Below are 18,803 nucleotides of genomic sequence, written 5' to 3'. Positions count from 1 at the left end.
CTGATTATACTTGTGCGGGTTCACTATCCTGCGCGGCGGTAAGCGCATCACCGACTATTGTTTGCGCCTCCTCAAGGATGCGATGCAGGTGATCTGATCCCAGAAAGCTTTCAGCATAAATTTTGTAGATGTCCTCGGTGCCCGACGGGCGCGCGGCGAACCATCCATTCTCGGTAATCACCTTAATGCCGCCAATGGATGCGCCATTGCCCGGTGCATGCGTGAGAATGGTCTGGATTTTTTCGCCGCCCAGCTTCGAGGATTCTATTTGCTGCGGTGACAGCTTGGCCAGGATGGCTTTTTGCTCTGGAGTGGCTCGCGCATCCACCCGTTCAAAAACCGAGCCTCCAAACTCGCCCTCAAGCTCCTGGTAAATCTCGCCGGGATCGCGCCCAGCGCGCGCGATGATCTCCGCGGACAGCAATGCGGGAGCGATTCCATCCTTATCCGTGGTCCAGGCTGTGCCGTCGAGGCGGAGGAAAGAGGCGCCAGCACTTTCTTCTCCACAAAGGCCGAGCGAGCCATCGCACAGGCCGTTTACGAACCACTTGAAGCCGACCGGCACTTCATAGAGTTTTCGGCCGAGCCTGGCGGTCACCCGATCGATCATCCGGCTACTCACCACTGTTTTGCCCACCGCGACCTTTTCGGTCCACTTTGGACGATGTTGAAAGAGGTAGTGAGCAGCAACGGAAAGATAATGATCCGCGGGGAGCAGGCCCGCGCTTCGGGTTACGATCCCGTGCCGGTCATGATCGGTATCGCAGGCGAAGGCAATGTCGAATCGATTTTTCAGTTCGATCAACCCTTGCATGGCATAGGATGAGGAGGGATCCATGCGAATCCTGCCGTCCCAGTCGACAGTCATGAAGCGGAAGGCAGGATCGACTGCCTTGTTGACCACGACCAGGTTTAGCCCGTAATGCTCGGCAATGGCGTCCCAGTAGTGCACTCCGGCTCCTCCAAGGGGATCAACTCCCATGCGGATGTTGGCGCCGCGGATAGCATCCATATCGATCACGCTGCGAAGATCGCCGACGTAAGTGTTGAGAAAGTCATGCTGGTGCGTTGTCGAGGCGCGTAACGCATTTTCGAAACGCATTCTTCTTACGCCTGAAAGATTCTTTTCCAGGAATGCATTGGACATGGCTTCGATCGAGGCAGTGGCTTCAATGCCCGCTGGTCCGCCGTGGGGCGGATTGTATTTAAAACCGCCGCTCTCGGGAGGATTGTGAGAAGGCGTAATGACTACGCCATCCGAAAGCCCCTTGGTGCGGCCGCGATTGTAAGTCAGTATGGCGTGGGATATCGCGGGAGTGGGAGTGTATTCTCCATTGTTCGCCAGCATGACATCGACCCCGTTTGCGGCCAGCACTTCGAGTGCGCTGGCATATGCCGGTTCGGAAAGTGCGTGGGTGTCAATGCCCAGGTATAACGGCCCATCGATGTCCTGCTGTTTGCGATATTGACAAATAGCCTGGGTGATCGCCAGAACGTGCCATTCATTGAAGCTTCCTTCAAGCGCTGAACCACGGTGCCCTGAGGTACCGAATGCGACTCTTTGCGCGGGCACCGAACAATCGGGAATCTGGGCGTAATAAGCAGTGACAAGCCGGGGCACATTCGCCAGCATTGCCGGTTGGGCTGGCTTCCCTGCAAACGGACTGATTTTCATATGATCTTCTCCGTGACCATGCTACCTTACCTCTACCGGACGGCAAACGAAGCAGGAACGCACAAATAGAGTCTTCAACGCCTAAACCTGATTCGCTAACTCGAAGCGTTCGAAGCGTGACGTGCAATTTGATCCTTGGCTGCGGTAACGACGTGCGACGGTTCGAATCCGAAGCACTGTGCGACGATCTTTGCCGGAGCTGACAGGCCAAAGCTATTTACGCCGAGGATGCGGCCCCCAAAGCCGGTATAGCGTTCCCAACCGAAAGGGGATGCCTCTTCAACTGCGACGCGCGCCAGAATCCCGGGGGGCAGAACGCTGTCACGATATTCCTGACTCTGGTCTTCGAACACTTCCCACGATGGCATGCTGATTACACGAGCCTTGATTCCTTCCGACTTTAGCTGTTCATAGGCAGCGACACAGAGTGAGACTTCGCTTCCAGTAGCCAGAAGCAGTACGTCAGGATTGTGATCCTGCGCATCGGCCAGCACATAGGCGCCACGCGAGAGGCCGCTCGCAGGCGCATACACAGAGCGATCCAGCGTGGGTACGGACTGCCGCGTCAGTATCAGGCAAACCGGACGGTCGGTGAACTGCATGATGAGCCGCCATGCCTCAACGACTTCATTCGCATCCGCTGGCCGCAGGACAACGATGCCCGGGCTCGCGCGCAGAGAAGCAAGATGTGCAATTGGCTGGTGCGTGGGCCCGTCCTCTCCGAGACTGATGGAATCATGGGTCCAGATGTAAATCACGGGAATTTCCATCATGGCGCTCAGCCTCAGCGCTGCGCGGCAGTAGTCGGTAAAGATGAGAAAACTCGCAGCATAAGGGCGCAGTTTCGATAGGCTCATTCCGTTGGCAATGCCACACATCGCGTGTTCGCGCAAGCCGAAATGGAAATTGCGCCCGCGGTAATCTCCATTCAGGTTTTCAATTTGTCCGGGCGCCTGAAAATCGCCATAAAGCGCACCCTTTAGTTCCGTTTTTGTCGAAGGCGCAAGATCCGCGGCGCCGCCCAGCAGCCAATGCATTTTTCCGGCAATGGCGTTCAATACCTTGCCCGACGACTCGCGCGTCGCCATACCCTTCGTATCCGCCGGGAATGTTGGTAATGCGCTATCCCAGCCAGCCGGAAGGCCGCGTCGCTCCATGCAGCCGATTTGTTCGGCCAACTCCGGATATCGTGTACCGTACGCGGCAAACAATTTTTTCCAGGCTGTATGCGCGGTTGCGCCGCGCTCACCAAGCTGGGCTTTAAAATGTTCCCGGACACCGTCGGGCTCGTGAAATTGCTTGTCAGGGTCGCAGCCGAAGAATTCTTTTGCCAGCCGGACCTCTTCGGGACCCAACGGTTCGCCGTGCGCTTCTCTCGTGTCGTGCTTGCTGGGTGCTCCGTAACCGATATGGCTACGCACGATAATTAACGTCGGGCGATCCTGCGTGGCGAGAAACGCCTCATAAGCGCTCGTTAGTTGGGCCAGATTGTTCGCGTCGCCAACTCTTGCGACATTCCATCCATAACTGACAAACCGGGCGGCGACATCTTCCGTGAAAGCGAGATCGGTTGACCCTTCAATGGTGATGCGGTTGGCGTCATAAATCCAGCACAGATTGGAGAGTTTGAGGTGTCCGGCCAGCGATGCCGCTTCGCTGCTGATTCCTTCCATCATATCGCCGTCACTGCATAAGGCGTAGACATTATGTTCAAACAGCTCAAAATCGGGCCGGTTATAAGTCGCGCCCAGCCAGCGGGCGGCGATCGCCATCCCGACGCTGACAGCAGCACCCTGTCCGAGCGGACCTGTAGTGGTTTCTACACCCGACGTCCAGCCATATTCCGGATGGCCAGTGCAGCGGCTGCCCGCCTGCCGAAAGGTTTTGAGGTCATCGAGCGTCACCGCCAGCCGGTCCGCCTTCTCGTAGCTTGGACTCGCTGCCTTGACACCAGTCAGATAAAGGAGACTGTAGAGCAATGCTGAGGCGTGACCTGCCGAAAGGACGAAACGGTCGCGGTTCAGCCATTCGGGGTTGTCTGGATCATAGCGCAGGAAACGTTGCCAGAGACAGTATACCGTCGGCGCTGAACCCATCGGCGTGCCAGGATGACCAGAATGCGCTTTTTCCACTGCATCCATGGATAGGCTGCGAAGCGTATTGATACAGATCTGATCGCGTTCCATCTGTTCGGTCATGGGATTATTCCGGTAGAGCAAGCCGCAGCGCTTGCGTGAGAAAATTGTTGCCTACTTGAAAATGTTGACCTCCTCGACCAGCATTGAGCCGCATGCAGACTCGCCTCTGCCGTACCATTCACCATTGTTAACGAAGTGCCGCCCTTCCGATATTACAGAATTTCTTTCCCTGCCCGCAAGATCAAAAGGCAGATAGAGGTAAGCAGGGTTTCTTATTACGCCTTTTTGAACGCGTTGTAGCGTCGTATCAGCGCATTGGTCGAACTGTCATGCTGCAACGGCTGCCCGCCTGTGCTACCTGTTGTGCCCTCTAATTCCGCCATAACGCGCTTGGCCAGCGCCTTGCCCAGTTCTACGCCCCATTGATCGAACGAATCGATATTCCAGATCGCCCCTTGCGTGAAAACGCTGTGTTCGTAGAGTGCGATCAAGGCCCCAAGCGTATGCGGTGTCAGGCGCTCGGCGAGAATGGTGTTGGTTGGGCGATTCCCTTCAAAACTCCGATGGGGACACAGCCAGCCGGGTGTTCCTTCAGCTTTCACTTCATCCTCGGTTTTTCCGAATGCCAACGCCTCGGTCTGAGCGAACAGGTTCGCCATCAGCAGGTCATGATGACTCCCCAGTGGATTCAAGGTTTGGCAGAAGCCGATAAAGTCGCACGGGATCAGCCGGGTACCCTGGTGTATGAGCTGATAAAACGAGTGCTGTCCGTTAGTGCCGGGTTCGCCCCAAATAACGGGCGATGTCGGGTAGTTGACACGGGAGCCATCAAGCGCGACGTGCTTGCCGTTGCTCTCCATTGTCAATTGCTGTAAATAAGCTGGGAAACGCTTTAGGTATTGATCATACGGCAGCACAGCTACCGTTGGCGCATTGAAGAAATTGTTGTACCAGATTGCGTGCAGTCCCATGAGCATGGGGAGATTTTTCTCGAACGGAGCGGTGCGGAAGTGTTGATCCATCGCGTGAAAACCTGTCAGCATGGCGCGGAAATTCTCGGGTCCGATGGCAATCATGGTCGAGAGGCCCACCGCCGAGTCCATCGAATAACGTCCGCCCACCCAGTCCCAAAACCCGAACATATTGATTGTATCGATGCCGAATCTGGTCACTTCCTCGGCATTTGTCGAGACAGCAACGAAGTGTTTGCGTACCGCGCCGATGTCATTGACTTTATCCAGCGTCCATTGACGTGCTGCATGGGCGTTGGCCAGGGTCTCTGTGGTGGTGAATGTTTTTGAACAGATGATGAATAGGGTTTCTTCCGGGTCGGCGGCGCTCGTGGCTTCCCTGAAATCCGTTCCGTCCACGTTGGATACGAAGCGGAAGTTCATGTCGCGCGAACTGTAATGACGTAGCGCTTCATAGGCCATCACCGGCCCCAGGCCGGAGCCGCCAATACCAATATTGATGATATTGCGAATTCGCTTGCCCGTAGATCCTTGCCATTGCCCGCTGCGTAACTGGTTTGCGAAACCGACCATCCTGTCAAGCACCGAATGTACCTCGGGCACAACGTCGATGCCCTCAACAAGGATTTGTTCACTCTCGGGTGCGCGCAAGGCAATGTGAAGCGCGGCACGCTGCTCTGTCGAATTGATCAGATCGCCCCTGAACATGGCGTCAATGCGTTCACGCAGGCCGCACTCCTCCGCAAGCCGCGCAAGCAGGTGGAGCGTCTCATCGGTAACCCTGTTTTTGGAGTAGTCCAGGTAAAGGCCGGCGGCTTCGGCCGTGAAACGCTCGCCGCGGTTCGGGTCATCAGCGAAAAGCTGACGCAGATGCACGTTTTTGATTGCCTGGTAGTGTTTTTCGAGCGCCTTCCATGCCGGACGTTCTGTCAGAGCCTGTGTCATGAAGGTTCTCCTGCTTCTTGTGCCTCGCTCGTTCTCTTTTTCTTGATACGCCGCAATATCCACATTACATAGCCGGACAAGGCATAAAGAAAAAAAAGACAGAACAGCACAACGGGTGGCTGACTCGGAATCAATACAAAAAAGAACAGCGCCAATAGCAGGACAGTGATGAAAGGCACGCTTTTTCGTAAATTGATTGTCTTACCGCTGTAATAGGGGATATTACTCACCATGGTAAGGCCTGCGAACAGCGTAATGCACCAGGCGAGCCATCTGATATCCTCGCCACTTATTTCGAAGTCCAGCATTACCCAGACCAGTCCTGCAATCAGTGCAGCGGCGGCGGGGCTGGGCAACCCCTGAAAAAAACGCTTATCCGCGACCTCTATATTCGTATTGAAACGCGCCAGGCGCAGCGCAGCACAGACACAATAAATAAAAGCCGCAATCCAGCCCCACTTGCCCATGCCCTTCAAGGCCCACTCATATATCACCAGCGCGGGAGCGGCGCCGAAGGAGACCATGTCGGACAAGCTATCGTATTCCGCGCCAAATTCACTCTGGGTGTGAGTCAACCGGGCTACCCGGCCGTCCAGCCCGTCCAGCACCATCGCGATGAAAATCGAAACTGCGGAATGCTCAAAACGTCCATTCATCGCCTGTACAATGGCATAAAACCCAGCGAACAACGCGGCGGTGGTGAACAGGTTGGGTAATAAATAAATGCCCCTGCGGCGCAGTTTGGATTTGAGCATGTAGCGCGGATGAGGATCATGCATCATTGTGCATTCCCGAAAGGAGACCGATGCATGTTAAACGGTTATCGACCGGCGGTAAACAGTGGCCAGTGCGGGCAGGGAAACAGGGACTATTTCTCTGCAATTACGAATTCGAGAAATATCGCCAGCAATGGGAATAATTGGCTGCGGGCAGGTAGCGTTGATCTGAGCGTCAGATGGTAGGCAAGAATAGAATGGGTAATATTTGAGAAGGGGATGGCAGAGGGCAGGTGGGCGCATTGATGCGCCATCTGCCCTCTCTCTGTGTGTAGTTGCTAATTTTTTGCCTGGTCAACCAGTTGATTCTTTTTGATCCACGGCATCATGTCGCGTAATTTCGCGCCCACCGTTTCAATCTGGTGTTCGGATGCAAGGCGGCGGCTGGCTTTAAGCATGGGCGCACCCGCGCGATTTTCAAGAATAAATTCTCGGGCGTATTCGCCTATCTGAATTTCGTGCAGAATCTTGCGCATTTCCGCACGGGTGGCGTCCGTCACGATGCGTGGACCGCGCGAAACGTCTCCGTACTCCGCATTGTTCGAGATCGAGTAGCGCATGTTGGCGATGCCGCCCTCGTAGATTAAATCCACAATCAGCTTCACCTCGTGCAGGCACTCAAAATAAGCCATCTCAGGCGCATATCCTGCTTCAACCAATGTTTCAAAGCCGGCCTGGATTAAGGCGGTGAGACCTCCGCACAGCACCACCTGTTCGCCGAAGAGGTCGGTTTCGGTTTCCTCGCGGAAATTGGTTTCTATCACACCCCCGCGGGTGCCTCCATTGGCTGCAGCATAGGAAAGCGCGAGTTCTCGCGCCCGACCCGACTTATTCTGATGCACGGCGATGAGTGAAGGCACGCCGCCGCCCTGCTTGTAGGTTGAGCGAACCAGATGGCCGGGCCCCTTGGGCGCAATCATGATGACATCGAGATCTTCTCTTGGGGAGACCTGGCCGTAATGAATATTGAAGCCATGAGCAAACGCAATTGTGGCACCCTTCTTGAGGTTGGGTTCGATCTCGGATGCGTAAACCGCGGCGATCTGCTCATCGGGTAGCAGCACCATCACGACATCAGCGCCGTTCACAGCTTCCGCCACTTCCTTGACAGTAAGGCCCGCCTTCTCCGCTTTGCTCCAGGAGGCGCCGTCCCTGCGCAGGCCAACCGTGACCGTTACGCCGGAATCGTTCAGATTATTGGCGTGAGCGTGCCCCTGTGAGCCGTAACCCACGATGGTGACCTTCTTGTCCCGGATGAGCGACAAATCTGCATCTTTATCATAATAAACGTTCATGGTTTCCTTTCTGTTCAAATCAAATAGTAAAGCGCCGAAGGCCAGCCGAGGCCCGCCGCCTGATATTCATAATCTCGCGGGGAGACTGCTATACCTTCAATATACGTTCGCCGCGACCAATACCGGAGGCGCCGGTACGTACCGTCTCCAGGATCGCGCCGCGTTCCATGCCTTCAAGAAAAGCATCAAGTTTGGAACCGGTACCCGTCAATTCGATGGTGTACGATTTATCGGTGACATCAATGATGCGGCCGCGGAAAATATCAGCCATGCGCTTTATCTCCTCGCGGTCCTTTCCGACCGCGCGCACTTTCATCAGCATCAGTTCGCGCTCAATGTGGTCGCCATCGCTCAAATCCACGACTTTGACCACCTCGATGAGTTTATTCAGCTGCTTGGTGATCTGCTCGATCACATCGTCTGAACCAGCGGTAACGAGCGTCATGCGAGACAAGGTCGGGTCTTCGGTGGCGGCGACCGTAAGCGACTCGATGTTATAGCCGCGCGATGAGAACAGGCCGGCTACGCGAGACAAGGCGCCCGCTTCATTTTCCATCAAGAGAGAAATGATATGTCTCATGTTTACACCAGAATCATTTCAGAAAGACCTTTTCCGCCTGGCACCATGGGGAAGACATTCTCGGTCTGGTCCGTTATGAAATCCATGAATACCAGCCGGTCCTTGAGCTTGAATGCCTCTTCCAACGCATTTTGGATATCGCCGGGCTGCTCGATTTTCATACCGACATGACCATAGCTCTCCGCCAATTTGACAAAATTCGGCAGTGCATCCATGTAAGATTCAGCATAACGATTGCCATGGAAGAATTGTTGCCACTGCCGCACCATTCCCATATATCGGTTATTCAAATTGATGATCTTGAGCGGAAGACTATATTGCTTGCAGGTGGACAGCTCCTGTATGCACATCTGGATGCTGGCCTCGCCCGTAACGCAAGCCACCGCGCCTGAGGGGTTCGCGAACTGCACGCCCATGGCTGCGGGAAGACCAAAGCCCATGGTTCCCAGGCCGCCCGAGTTTATCCACCGCCTCGGCAAGTCGAATTTATAGAATTGGGCCGCCCACATCTGATGCTGGCCAACATCCGAAGTAACAAAAGCGTTGCCGCCAGTTACCTCATAGAGCTTTTCGACCACCATTTGCGGCTTGATGATTGAGCTGGCGCGGTCGTATTTGAGACAATCGCGCGCGCGCCACAGATTGATCTGGGTCCACCATGCGTCAAGGGCGGTTTGATCGGGCTTCTCCTTGCGGGCTTTAAGCAATTTTATAAGTTCGTCCAGTACGCCCGAAACGCTGCCAACGATGGGTACATCGACCTTGACGCGCTTGGAAATGGATGAAGGATCGATGTCTATGTGAATGATCTTGCGATCTTCGTTGAAGAAATGCTTGGGATTGCCGATGACGCGATCATCAAATCGGGCGCCAACAGCCACAAGCACATCGCAATGCTGCATGGCCATATTCGCTTCGTATGTGCCGTGCATGCCAAGCATCCCAACAAACTGGTTGTCGGTTGCGGGATAGCCGCCCAAGCCCATAAGCGTATTGGTGCAGGGAAAACCCAGCACTCGTACCAACTCGGTCAATTGCGGCGACGCATCACTCAGGATAACGCCCCCGCCTGTGTAGATCATCGGCCGCTTGGCTTCCAGTATCAGTTGTACCGCTTTCTTGATCTGTCCCGCATGCCCCCGGATAACAGGATTATAGGAGCGCATCGAAACATTCTCCGGATAGGCGAATGCCGTTTTCTGCTGGCTTACATCCTTTGGAATATCCACCAGCACCGGGCCGGGGCGGCCGGTTGAAGCGATATAGAACGCTTTCTTGATGGTGCTGGCCAGTTCAGCGATATCTTTTACCAGAAAGTTATGTTTAACGCAGGGGCGGGTGATGCCGACAGTATCCACTTCCTGAAATGCGTCCAGTCCGATGGCGTGCGTCGGCACTTGCCCACTGATGATGACCAGGGGAATGGAGTCCATATAAGCGGTGGCGATGCCGGTTACGGCGTTAGTCACACCGGGACCGGATGTCACCAGGGCCACTCCTGTCTTGTTACTGGAGCGGGCATAGCCGTCCGCCGCATGCACCGCCGCTTGCTCGTGCCGCACCAGTACGTGCTTGACCTTGTCCTGCTTGAACAACTCGTCATAAATGAACAGCACGGCGCCGCCAGGATAGCCAAAGATATGGTCTACCCCTTCCTCCTGCAAACAACGCACCGTAATTTCAGCGCCAGTTAGTTCAGTGCTCATGCTATCTTTAATTCCAATGTTCAATGTTGGGTATCAGCAAAAATATATTAAATAGAACGTTGAACAGTAACGTTTAGGCGCTCTTTGGTCAACCGCTTTGATGAGGAGTCCACAGGGGACGGGAATCATGCTCAGGCGTATCCAAAAGTTGCTTCATCAAACAGACAACTGCCGTCTGTCGAGGGAGTTTGAGGGAATGGCAAGTTCAGCAGATCGTGGATGTAGCAAGCCAAATCTCGAGCGTTTCCATATTGAATAATCGGTCGGCGGCTTTAGCCCATCATTATAATGCTGAATCTGCGCCTCCCGGATAAAAATCAGAAAAACTCAGCTTTTTTCGTGGCTGTCTTTTTCTTCTGTTTTCCGATGGGGGCAAGCCGGCTTGATACAATCCGCGTACAGTGACAGTGAGTGTTCGTGTATGGCAAAGCCTCGATCCTTGGCAATCTTGACTTGACGCTTCTCGATTTCAGCGTCATAAAATTCCTCCACCCTGCCGCACTGCAGGCAGACCAGGTGGTCGTGGTGAGTGCCGCTGGCCAGTTCAAACACCGCCTTGCCGCTTTCAAAATGGTGGCGCTCAAGCAATCCCGCCTGCTCGAATTGGGTCAGTACCCGATACACCGTGGCAAGACCGATGTCCTCGCCTTCATTAATCAGCGTTCTATAAACGTCTTCCGCCGAGAGGTGGCGAACCGGACTGCTCTCGAACAAACTTAGTATTCTAAGCCGCGGCAGCGTGGCCTTCAAGCCCATGGTTTTAAGATTTGGCTTGCTCATAGCTATATCCATCCATTAAGTTATTTGCTGTATCATATAACGTTGAGTTTGCTTTGGAAACATACGCCGCCCGATGCGCGCAAGAATACTGACGTTGGTCGTTTTGCTATTGCTCGCAGGATGTTCGTCTGTTCCATCTTTGCTCTACAAAATCGATATCCAGCAGGGCAATGTCATTACCCAGGAAATGGTGGAGAAACTAAAGCCCGGCATGACCCGTTCGCAGGTCCGCTTCGCGCTTGGTTCGCCCATGATCAGCGACGCTTTTCATGAAAACCGCTGGGATTATGTGTATCGCGTCGATGAGAAGGGACAGCTGGTTGAACAAAGAAACCTGACAGTTTTTTTCGAAGACGACAAGCTGGCGCGCATCGACGGTACTTTTAAATCTCCGCTTGCCTTTACTCAGACTCAGACTCAGACTCAGACTCAGCCAGCCGGGTCGACCGATGAAGCTGCGCCAGCTGGGCCGCTCGTCAGGGAACAGGGCGGCGGTCCGGTTGCAGATGATGCCCGCGTTTCTGACGCTATCCCAAGTCCTGCCGATGTTCCGGCGCCGGGCGATGCCGCGGCTTCAGGCGGTGCTCCGGTTTTGAGCAGTATTCCGGATGCGAGCGCCGCTCCGGCTGCGAGCGACACTTCAGGTTTGCCCGCGCCGGATAAGGCGAGCCCCATGAGCCCCAGACAAGTGCCGTCGCAGGCAACCGACACGGGCAATAGAGGCGCCGATCAATTGAAGGAATAGGATTACCAGGAGCAGGATTTCATCCCAGGCGCTTGAAAAAGAATGTTATCAGAATATAAATGGCGACATTGAATATTGCTATTGCCGGAAGTTCGGGGCGCATGGGACGGGCGCTGCTGGAAGCGGTCGAGCGCGCGCCGGATATGCGGCTGACGGCGGCGTTGGAGCGCGCTGGAAGCCCCTACCTTCACAAGGACGCGGGGGAGTTGATCGGGACGTCGTGCGGTATCGATATCAGCGAAAATGTGATTGCAGCGCTTTCGGGAAGCGACCTGCTGATAGACTTTACCCGTCCCGAAGCAACGTTGGTGCATCTTGCTTCCTGCCGCGCCAATAGCGTCAAAATGGTAATCGGGACGACCGGCTTTTCGGTAGAGCAAAAAGAAGAGCTCGAGGCTGCATCAAAAGACATTCCGATCGTATTTGCGCCTAACATGAGCGTGGGCGTGAACGTTGCGTTCAAGCTGACGGAAATGGCGGCAAAGGTACTTAACGAAGATTACGACATCGAAATCATCGAGGCTCACCATCGGCACAAGATAGATGCGCCGTCCGGCACCGCGCTGCATATGGGCGAGGTGGTTGCGAAAGCGCTGGGTAGGCACCTTCCGGAAGTGGCTGTGTATGGACGGGAAGGCAATACAGGCGAACGAGCCCCCGGCACGATTGGTTTTGCCACGGTGAGGGGTGGAGATATAGTTGGCGATCACACGGTGATGTTTGCAGGAACGGGTGAGCGCATCGAAATTTCACACAAGGCGGGTAGCCGCGCAACTTTCGCCGAAGGCGCATTGCGCGCTGCCCGATTTCTTGCGGACAAACAGAACGGCTTGTTTGATATGCAGGACGTGCTGGGGTTACGCGAATAGCCCTGCTATCCGGCGCCTTGCCACACCCTCCGCGAGTTGACCTACTGCCGGGGTCTCATTGAAGCACGGCGCTTTTGGAAGTATAATTTCTTGCTATGAAACGGGACAGGTGGTACTTGTCCCGTTTTCATGCCTTATCCCCTTTTCCCATTTGCCAGGAGCTTCCCGTGCCACAACGCCCGAATGCTGTTCTCGCGCTCGCTGACGGCACAGTTTTTCGCGGCGTCTCCATCGGCGTGGAAGGAGTAAGTACCGGCGAAGTAGTCTTCAACACTTCCATGACCGGCTATCAGGAAATCCTTACCGATCCGTCCTATTGCAGGCAGATCGTTACGCTGACTTATCCGCATATCGGGAATACGGGCACCAACCCCGATGATGTTGAATCAGGCAATAGTAATCGCGTATACGCCGCAGGACTGGTGATCCGGGATTTGCCCCTGGTTTCCAGTAATTGGAGACAGACCCAGACTTTACCGGAATATCTGGAACAGCAGGGCGTGGTGGCGATTGCGGATATTGATACTCGCAAGCTTACGCGCATTCTGCGGGAAAAAGGTGCGCAGGCCGGTTGTATCATGGCGGGATATCCCGATGAAGCTGAAGCACTTAAGCATGCCAGGGAGTTTCCGGGGCTGGTCGGTATGGATCTGGCCAAAGTGGTGAGTTGCACCCAGCCTTATGAATGGAACGAAGGCGAATGGAGGCTGGGGCATGACAATCAGTTTGAGAAGGAGCCTCGCTTCCATGTTGTCGCTGTCGATTTTGGAATCAAAAGCAACATACTCCGTAAGCTGGCGCAGCGTCGCTGCGAGATTACGGTATTGCCCGCGCAAACAACCGCCGAGGAGATTCTGGCGTTACAACCCGACGGCGTGTTTCTTTCAAACGGACCTGGCGATCCCGAGGCTTGCGATTATGCCGTCAACGCAACCAGAAAGTTGCTCAAAACAGAAGTGCCCATCTTTGGTGTTTGCATGGGGCATCAATTGCTGGGGTTGGCGAGCGGCGCCAAAACCATAAAGATGAAGTTCGGCCACCACGGCGCCAATCATCCCGTGCAGGATCTGGATAGCGGAAGGGTAGTGATCTCCAGTCAGAACCACGGCTTCGCAGTGGATATCGATACATTGCCGAAGAATACACGAATTACCCACTTGTCATTATTTGACGGGAGCCTGCAAGGGTTTGAGCTGATTGGTCAGCCTGTATTCTGCTTTCAGGGACATCCCGAAGTCAGTCCGGGTCCCCACGATCTGGATTATCTATTCGATAAATTCATAGGGTTGATGGAAAGAAAAAAGGACGAATCACACCTTGAAACGTAGAGGCGGCGCACCGCTTTCATCCCTTACATTTCGCTGCAGCCATGCCTAAACGTAACGACATAAAAAGTATACTCATAATCGGCGCGGGGCCTATCGTTATCGGGCAGGCCTGCGAGTTCGATTATTCCGGTACGCAGGCGTGCAAGGCATTGCGGGAGGAAGGATATCGCGTCATCCTGGTGAACTCCAACCCTGCCACTATCATGACCGATCCGGAAATGGCAGATGTCACTTATATCGAGCCCATTATCTGGTCAATTGTGGAGAAAATCATTGCCGTGGAGCGCCCGGACGCGTTGCTGCCGACGATGGGTGGACAGACCGCATTGAATTGCGCCCTTGACCTGGCAAAGAATGGCGTTCTGCAAAAATACGGGGTCGAATTGATCGGCGCTTCGCGCGAGGCCATCGACAAGGCTGAGGATCGGGAGAAATTCAAACAGGCGATGACCCGTATCGGGTTGAGTTCTGCGCGTTCCGCCATTGCTCATAGCCTGGAGGAAGCGCTGCAGGTACAGGCAATGGTCGGCTACCCCGCCATCATTCGTCCGTCATTTACCATGGGTGGCAGCGGCGGCGGTATCGCCTATAACCGCGAAGAATTTCTCGGGATTTGCGAGCGTGGACTGGAAGCTTCGCCCACCAGGGAGTTATTGATCGAGGAATCGGTCATCGGTTGGAAAGAATTCGAGATGGAGGTAATACGTGACAATAAGGACAATTGTATTGTCGTTTGCGCCATTGAGAATCTCGACCCGATGGGTGTCCATACAGGGGATTCCATCACCGTCGCGCCGTCGCAAACGCTGACCGACAAGGAATATCAGATCATGCGCGACGCATCGATAGCGGTGTTGCGCGAAATCGGTGTTGAAACCGGCGGTTCCAATGTGCAGTTTGCCATTAACCCGCAGGATGGGCGCATGCTTGTCATCGAGATGAATCCACGGGTATCGCGCTCCTCTGCATTGGCGTCGAAAGCGACCGGATTTCCCATCGCCAAGGTGGCGGCCAAGCTTGCAGTGGGCTATACCCTGGATGAGCTGAGAAATGACATTACTGGCGGCGCAATGCCGGCATCATTCGAACCGTCCATAGATTATGTGGTAACCAAGATACCGCGTTTCGCCTTCGAGAAATTCCCTCAGGCCAACGATCGTCTTACCACCCAGATGAAGTCTGTGGGCGAGGTTATGGCGATTGGACGCACTTTTCAGGAATCTTTTCAAAAAGCCCTGCGTGGACTGGAGATCGGCGTCGATGGTCTGGATGAGAAAACGGCAGATATCGAAACCATCGCAGCCGAATTGGCTGATCCGGGACCGGACCGGATCTGGTATGTGGCGGACGCGCTTCGCTGCGGCATGACTTTTGCTGAAATTCAGGAGCATACACACATTGATCCCTGGTTCCTGGCACAGATCGAAGATCTGGTAAGACAGGAACGAGCGCTTGCGGGGAAGTCTCTGGATGCGCTGGACCCGCATTCATTGCGCAAATTGAAACGCAGCGGTTTCTCCGACCGTCGGCTGGCAAAGCTGATGAATACAACGCAGGAGGCGGTTCGCTCCAGGCGCCATCAACTTGGCTTGCGTCCGGTATACAAGCGGGTCGATACCTGCGCCGCGGAGTTTGCCACTCGCACTGCTTACATGTATTCCACTTACGAAGAGGAGTGCGAAGCGCTGCCCAGCACCCGAAAAAAAATCATGGTGCTGGGCGGTGGTCCCAATCGCATCGGTCAGGGTATCGAGTTCGATTACTGCTGTGTTCATGCGGCGCTGGCGTTACGTGAGGATGGTTTCGAGACCATCATGGTCAACTGCAATCCTGAAACGGTTTCGACCGATTACGACATTTCCGATCGGCTTTATTTCGAGCCCTTGACGCTGGAGGATGTACTCGAAATCGTCGCGGTGGAGAAGCCTTCGGGTGTGATCGTTCAATTCGGTGGCCAGACTCCGCTGAAACTCGCCCGCGATCTCGAGGCGAATGGCGTGCCCATTATCGGGACCAGCCCCGACATGATCGACTGTGCCGAAGATCGCGAGCGTTTCCAGAAGATGTTGCATCAACTTGGGCTGAAACAGCCGCCAAATCGCACTGTCCGCGACGCGGATGCCGCAATTACAGCTGCTAACGAAATTGGTTATCCGCTGGTTGTGCGTCCCAGCTATGTGCTGGGGGGGCGCGCCATGGAGATTATCCACGAGCAGGCATATCTCGAACGCTACATGCGAGAGGCTGTAAAGGTTTCGCACGATTCGCCGGTGCTATTGGATCATTTTCTGAATGACGCCGTTGAAGTGGATGTGGACGCGGTTTGCGACGGAAAAGCCGTACTGATTGCGGGTATTATGGAACACATCGAGCAGGCTGGCGTGCACTCGGGCGATTCAGCCTGTTCGCTGCCACCTTTCAGCCTTTCTGTCCCCTTGCAGGATGAGCTGCGCCGCCAGACGTCGGCAATGGCGCATGCACTCAAAGTGGTGGGATTAATGAACGTGCAATTCGCCATTCAGGGCAACACGGTATACGTCCTGGAAGTCAATCCCAGAGCGTCGCGCACGGTGCCTTTCGTATCCAAAGCCACCGGACTGCAATTGGCCAAAATTTCCGCTCGCTGCATGACGGGTAAGACGCTTGCCCAGCAGGGTCTGGCCAAAGAAGTGATTCCTTACTATTATTCAGTTAAGGAAGCCGTCTTTCCTTTTATTAAATTTCCCGGTGTGGATACCATACTTGGGCCCGAAATGAAGTCTACGGGCGAAGTAATGGGAGTCGGGCAAACTTTTGCGGAGGCGTTTGTCAAATCGCAACTGGCCGCTGGAGTAAAATTGCCGCTTGCAGGTAAAGTCTTCATAAGCGTGCGCCAGGTGGATAAGCCGCGCGTAGTGGAAATCGCTCGCAATCTTGCGAAACTGGGATTCACGCTTTATGCTACTCGCGGTACCGCTGCAGTGCTGAGCTCGGCGGGATTGGCCGTAACGCCAGTCAACAAGGTGGCGGAAGGGCGTCCACATATAGTAGACATGATCAAGAATGGCGAGATGGACTTGATTATCAATACTGTGGAGGACAAGCGGAGCGCAATTCTCGATTCCTATTCGATCCGCCACGCCGTGTTGCAGGCAAGGGTGACGTATTTCACGACGTTGGCAGGCGCGCGTGCTGCCTGCATCGGCATGGCAAGCATGCGGGAGCTGCAGGTCTACAGCTTGCAGCAACTGCATGGATTGCTGGAAGCTGCGCCACTAAACGCTGTCTCGTGAAAAACATGGTATCGCAGCTTCAATCGCGCAGGAGCAAGCCGCGCTGCGATCAAGCAAATAAATTAGCAATGAAGCTGAACACAAACAAGGTGTGGTAAAAAAGACTATGAGCACAATTCCATTAACAGTAGTTGGCGCGGCAAAACTACGCGCCGAATTGCAGGAAATGAAAACCGTCCAGCGCCCCGCCGTAATTGCGGCGATTGCGGAAGCCCGTTCCCACGGCGATCTCTCGGAAAATGCGGAATATGACGCGGCCAAGGAACGGCAAGGTTTTATTGAAGGACGCATCGCCGAGTTGGAGAGCAAGCTTGCCAATGCTCAGATCATCGATCCGGCGCTGCTGGACGCTGACGGCGCTTGCGTGTTTGGCGCAACCATTGATCTGGAAGACATGGCCAGTGAGACGACGGTAACTTACCAGATCGTTGGCGACGATGAGGCGGATATCAAGGAGGGAAAGATTTCTATAAGTTCCCCCATTTCCCGCGCTTTGATAGGCAAATATCCTGGAGATGTGGCCGAAGTTCTAGCGCCGGGCGGGTTGCGGGAGTATGAGATACTTGACGTAAAATATGTTTGATTACCGGGACACCAGGCTCGGTGAAACAGTACTGTATCCGACAGGATACTAGGTGGAAAGACGACGTTTGCTGTGACGTAACTTCTTCTCGTTACCAGGAGGAATGATATCCGACGCGGCTGTTTCGATTGTTTCCGCTGGCCGGGGCCGGTAGATCACCAGTATCTTGCCGATGTGCTGGACAGCTACAGCTTCAAGTCGCCTGCAGATTTCCTCCAGCAAGGCGTTTCTTGTTTCACGCTCATCACTGGATACCTTGACTTTGATCAGCTCGTGGCTTTTGAGTCCCACATCCAGTTCGCGCATAATGCCTTCCGACAAACCTGCCGCACCTATCCAGACAATTGGTTTCATGGCGTGGGCACGCGCCCTGAGGTCACGCCGCCGAGCGAGGGTAAGCTCTAACATTAGACGTCCTGAAATACGGGATTTTAAGCGATGAAACGCTCCAAGACCAGTAAAACCTGGATGAAAGAGCATGTGAATGATTTCTTTGTAAAGCAGGCAAAAAAAGAGGGCTACCGTTCCCGTGCCGCCTACAAGCTGATCGAAATCGCCGAGCGTGACCATTTGTTTTGGCAGGGTATGACAGTTGTGGATCTCGGCGCGGCTCCCGGAGGCTGGTCGCAGGTTGCAGCGGAAAAACTGGGAGGGAAAGGCAGAGTGATTGCGTTGGACCTGCTGGAAATGAAGGCCTTGCCCGGCGTCACATTCATTCAGGGGGATTTCACAGAAGCGCCCGTTTTGGCGGAACTGAAAAAACATTTGGAAAAATATCCTCTTGACCTTGTAATTTCGGACATGTCACCTAATATAACGGGCATAGGAGTGACCGATCAAGCGCGCGGCATGTATCTTGCGGAGCTTGCTCTGGAATTCTCCGGGGAGCGATTGAACTATGGCGGTAATTTTCTCGTCAAAGTATTTCAGGGTTCCGGTTTTGAGGGGTTTCTACGCACAATGCGCACTACATTCAGTCGAGTGGTAACACGTAAACCTGAAGCATCTCGTGGCCGTAGCAGCGAAATTTATTTACTGGGGCTGGGGAAGCGGAATTCAAATATTTCAGCTGAAACGCAGTAAAACGCAGTAGCCAGTAAATTGGTGGAAGGTGGATGGGTTCGGGGAATCACGGCGGCC

General features: G+C 54.3%; 15 protein-coding genes. 6 read left to right on the top strand and 9 right to left on the bottom strand.

All coding sequences use genetic code 11. The features are described 5' to 3' along the window. Positions 1-4: 4 nt before the first annotated feature. From pgm to fur, 8 genes are all read right to left on the bottom strand, one after another. Positions 5-1,675 (bottom strand): phosphoglucomutase (alpha-D-glucose-1,6-bisphosphate-dependent), encoded by a 1,671-nt coding sequence (gene pgm / locus BMX66_RS07590; RefSeq protein ID WP_090880405.1) that lies wholly within the window; start codon positions 1,673-1,675, stop codon positions 5-7. 95 nt (positions 1,676-1,770) lie between these two features. Then, the gene (gene tkt, locus BMX66_RS07585; protein WP_090880402.1) at positions 1,771-3,873 is read right to left on the bottom strand and encodes a transketolase; all 2,103 of its coding nucleotides are present in this window, start codon (positions 3,871-3,873) and stop codon (positions 1,771-1,773) included. Between the two features lie 215 nt (positions 3,874-4,088). Continuing rightward, positions 4,089-5,729 (bottom strand): glucose-6-phosphate isomerase, encoded by a 1,641-nt coding sequence (gene pgi, locus BMX66_RS07580; RefSeq protein WP_090880399.1) that lies wholly within the window; start codon positions 5,727-5,729, stop codon positions 4,089-4,091. Next, positions 5,726-6,508 (bottom strand): CDP-diacylglycerol--serine O-phosphatidyltransferase, encoded by a 783-nt coding sequence (gene pssA, locus BMX66_RS07575; RefSeq protein WP_090881059.1) that lies wholly within the window; start codon positions 6,506-6,508, stop codon positions 5,726-5,728. The genes pgi and pssA overlap by 4 nt, the downstream gene beginning before the upstream one ends. Positions 6,509-6,783: 275 nt before the next feature. Continuing rightward, on the bottom strand, positions 6,784-7,800 hold the full coding sequence (ilvC, locus tag BMX66_RS07570; protein WP_090880396.1) for a ketol-acid reductoisomerase: 1,017 nt from the start codon (positions 7,798-7,800) through the stop codon (positions 6,784-6,786). 88 nt (positions 7,801-7,888) lie between these two features. Beyond that, the gene (gene ilvN / locus BMX66_RS07565) at positions 7,889-8,380 is read right to left on the bottom strand and encodes an acetolactate synthase small subunit (protein ID WP_090880393.1); all 492 of its coding nucleotides are present in this window, start codon (positions 8,378-8,380) and stop codon (positions 7,889-7,891) included. Between the two features lie 2 nt (positions 8,381-8,382). Then, positions 8,383-10,086 (bottom strand): acetolactate synthase 3 catalytic subunit, encoded by a 1,704-nt coding sequence (locus tag BMX66_RS07560; RefSeq protein WP_090880390.1) that lies wholly within the window; start codon positions 10,084-10,086, stop codon positions 8,383-8,385. Between the two features lie 327 nt (positions 10,087-10,413). After that, positions 10,414-10,866 (bottom strand): ferric iron uptake transcriptional regulator, encoded by a 453-nt coding sequence (fur, locus tag BMX66_RS07555; RefSeq protein WP_090880386.1) that lies wholly within the window; start codon positions 10,864-10,866, stop codon positions 10,414-10,416. A 73-nt stretch (positions 10,867-10,939) separates the two neighbouring features. Between fur and BMX66_RS07550 the strand changes: the two genes are divergently transcribed. From BMX66_RS07550 to greA, 5 genes are all read left to right on the top strand, one after another. Then, the gene (locus tag BMX66_RS07550) at positions 10,940-11,611 is read left to right on the top strand and encodes an outer membrane protein assembly factor BamE (RefSeq protein ID WP_090880382.1); all 672 of its coding nucleotides are present in this window, start codon (positions 10,940-10,942) and stop codon (positions 11,609-11,611) included. 59 nt (positions 11,612-11,670) lie between these two features. Further along, on the top strand, positions 11,671-12,480 hold the full coding sequence (gene dapB, locus BMX66_RS07545) for a 4-hydroxy-tetrahydrodipicolinate reductase (protein WP_090880379.1): 810 nt from the start codon (positions 11,671-11,673) through the stop codon (positions 12,478-12,480). Between the two features lie 167 nt (positions 12,481-12,647). Next, positions 12,648-13,808 (top strand): glutamine-hydrolyzing carbamoyl-phosphate synthase small subunit, encoded by a 1,161-nt coding sequence (gene carA, locus BMX66_RS07540; protein WP_199679293.1) that lies wholly within the window; start codon positions 12,648-12,650, stop codon positions 13,806-13,808. 41 nt (positions 13,809-13,849) lie between these two features. Further along, positions 13,850-17,080, top strand: a complete 3,231-nt coding sequence (gene carB, locus BMX66_RS07535; RefSeq protein ID WP_090880373.1) for a carbamoyl-phosphate synthase large subunit — start codon at positions 13,850-13,852, stop codon at positions 17,078-17,080. 106 nt (positions 17,081-17,186) lie between these two features. Beyond that, positions 17,187-17,663 carry a transcription elongation factor GreA gene (greA, locus tag BMX66_RS07530; RefSeq protein WP_090880371.1) on the top strand — a complete coding sequence of 159 codons (477 nt, stop codon included), beginning with the start codon at positions 17,187-17,189 and terminating at the stop codon, positions 17,661-17,663. A gap of 48 nt (positions 17,664-17,711) precedes the next feature. On the opposite strand, the gene yhbY is transcribed toward greA, so the two are convergent. Further along, complete coding sequence (gene yhbY, locus BMX66_RS07525) at positions 17,712-18,071, bottom strand: ribosome assembly RNA-binding protein YhbY (RefSeq protein ID WP_090880368.1); 360 nt, start codon at positions 18,069-18,071, stop codon at positions 17,712-17,714. Positions 18,072-18,101: 30 nt separating this feature from the next. Between yhbY and BMX66_RS07520 the strand changes: the two genes are divergently transcribed. Beyond that, complete coding sequence (locus tag BMX66_RS07520; RefSeq protein ID WP_090880365.1) at positions 18,102-18,746, top strand: RlmE family RNA methyltransferase; 645 nt, start codon at positions 18,102-18,104, stop codon at positions 18,744-18,746. The last annotated feature ends 57 nt before the right edge of the window (positions 18,747-18,803 follow it).

It is taken from the genome of Nitrosovibrio sp. Nv6, assembly GCF_900110495.1.
Classification (GTDB): domain Bacteria; phylum Pseudomonadota; class Gammaproteobacteria; order Burkholderiales; family Nitrosomonadaceae; genus Nitrosospira.
This window is presented reverse-complemented; position numbering and strand designations above follow the sequence as displayed.

What these genes read in the sequence shown, in the direction of transcription:
- pgm (WP_090880405.1), bottom strand. Translation starts at nt 1,675, where the DNA reads ATGAAAATCAGTCCGTTTGCAGGGAAGCCAGCCCAACCGGCAATGCTG.
- tkt (WP_090880402.1), bottom strand. Translation starts at nt 3,873, where the DNA reads ATGACCGAACAGATGGAACGCGATCAGATCTGTATCAATACGCTTCGC.
- pgi (WP_090880399.1), bottom strand. Translation starts at nt 5,729, where the DNA reads ATGACACAGGCTCTGACAGAACGTCCGGCATGGAAGGCGCTCGAAAAA.
- pssA (WP_090881059.1), bottom strand. Translation starts at nt 6,508, where the DNA reads ATGCATGATCCTCATCCGCGCTACATGCTCAAATCCAAACTGCGCCGC.
- ilvC (WP_090880396.1), bottom strand. Translation starts at nt 7,800, where the DNA reads ATGAACGTTTATTATGATAAAGATGCAGATTTGTCGCTCATCCGGGAC.
- ilvN (WP_090880393.1), bottom strand. Translation starts at nt 8,380, where the DNA reads ATGAGACATATCATTTCTCTCTTGATGGAAAATGAAGCGGGCGCCTTG.
- BMX66_RS07560 (WP_090880390.1), bottom strand. Translation starts at nt 10,086, where the DNA reads ATGAGCACTGAACTAACTGGCGCTGAAATTACGGTGCGTTGTTTGCAG.
- fur (WP_090880386.1), bottom strand. Translation starts at nt 10,866, where the DNA reads ATGAGCAAGCCAAATCTTAAAACCATGGGCTTGAAGGCCACGCTGCCG.
- BMX66_RS07550 (WP_090880382.1), top strand. Translation starts at nt 10,940, where the DNA reads ATGCGCGCAAGAATACTGACGTTGGTCGTTTTGCTATTGCTCGCAGGA.
- dapB (WP_090880379.1), top strand. Translation starts at nt 11,671, where the DNA reads ATGGCGACATTGAATATTGCTATTGCCGGAAGTTCGGGGCGCATGGGA.
- carB (WP_090880373.1), top strand. Translation starts at nt 13,850, where the DNA reads ATGCCTAAACGTAACGACATAAAAAGTATACTCATAATCGGCGCGGGG.
- greA (WP_090880371.1), top strand. Translation starts at nt 17,187, where the DNA reads ATGAGCACAATTCCATTAACAGTAGTTGGCGCGGCAAAACTACGCGCC.
- yhbY (WP_090880368.1), bottom strand. Translation starts at nt 18,071, where the DNA reads ATGTTAGAGCTTACCCTCGCTCGGCGGCGTGACCTCAGGGCGCGTGCC.
- BMX66_RS07520 (WP_090880365.1), top strand. Translation starts at nt 18,102, where the DNA reads ATGAAACGCTCCAAGACCAGTAAAACCTGGATGAAAGAGCATGTGAAT.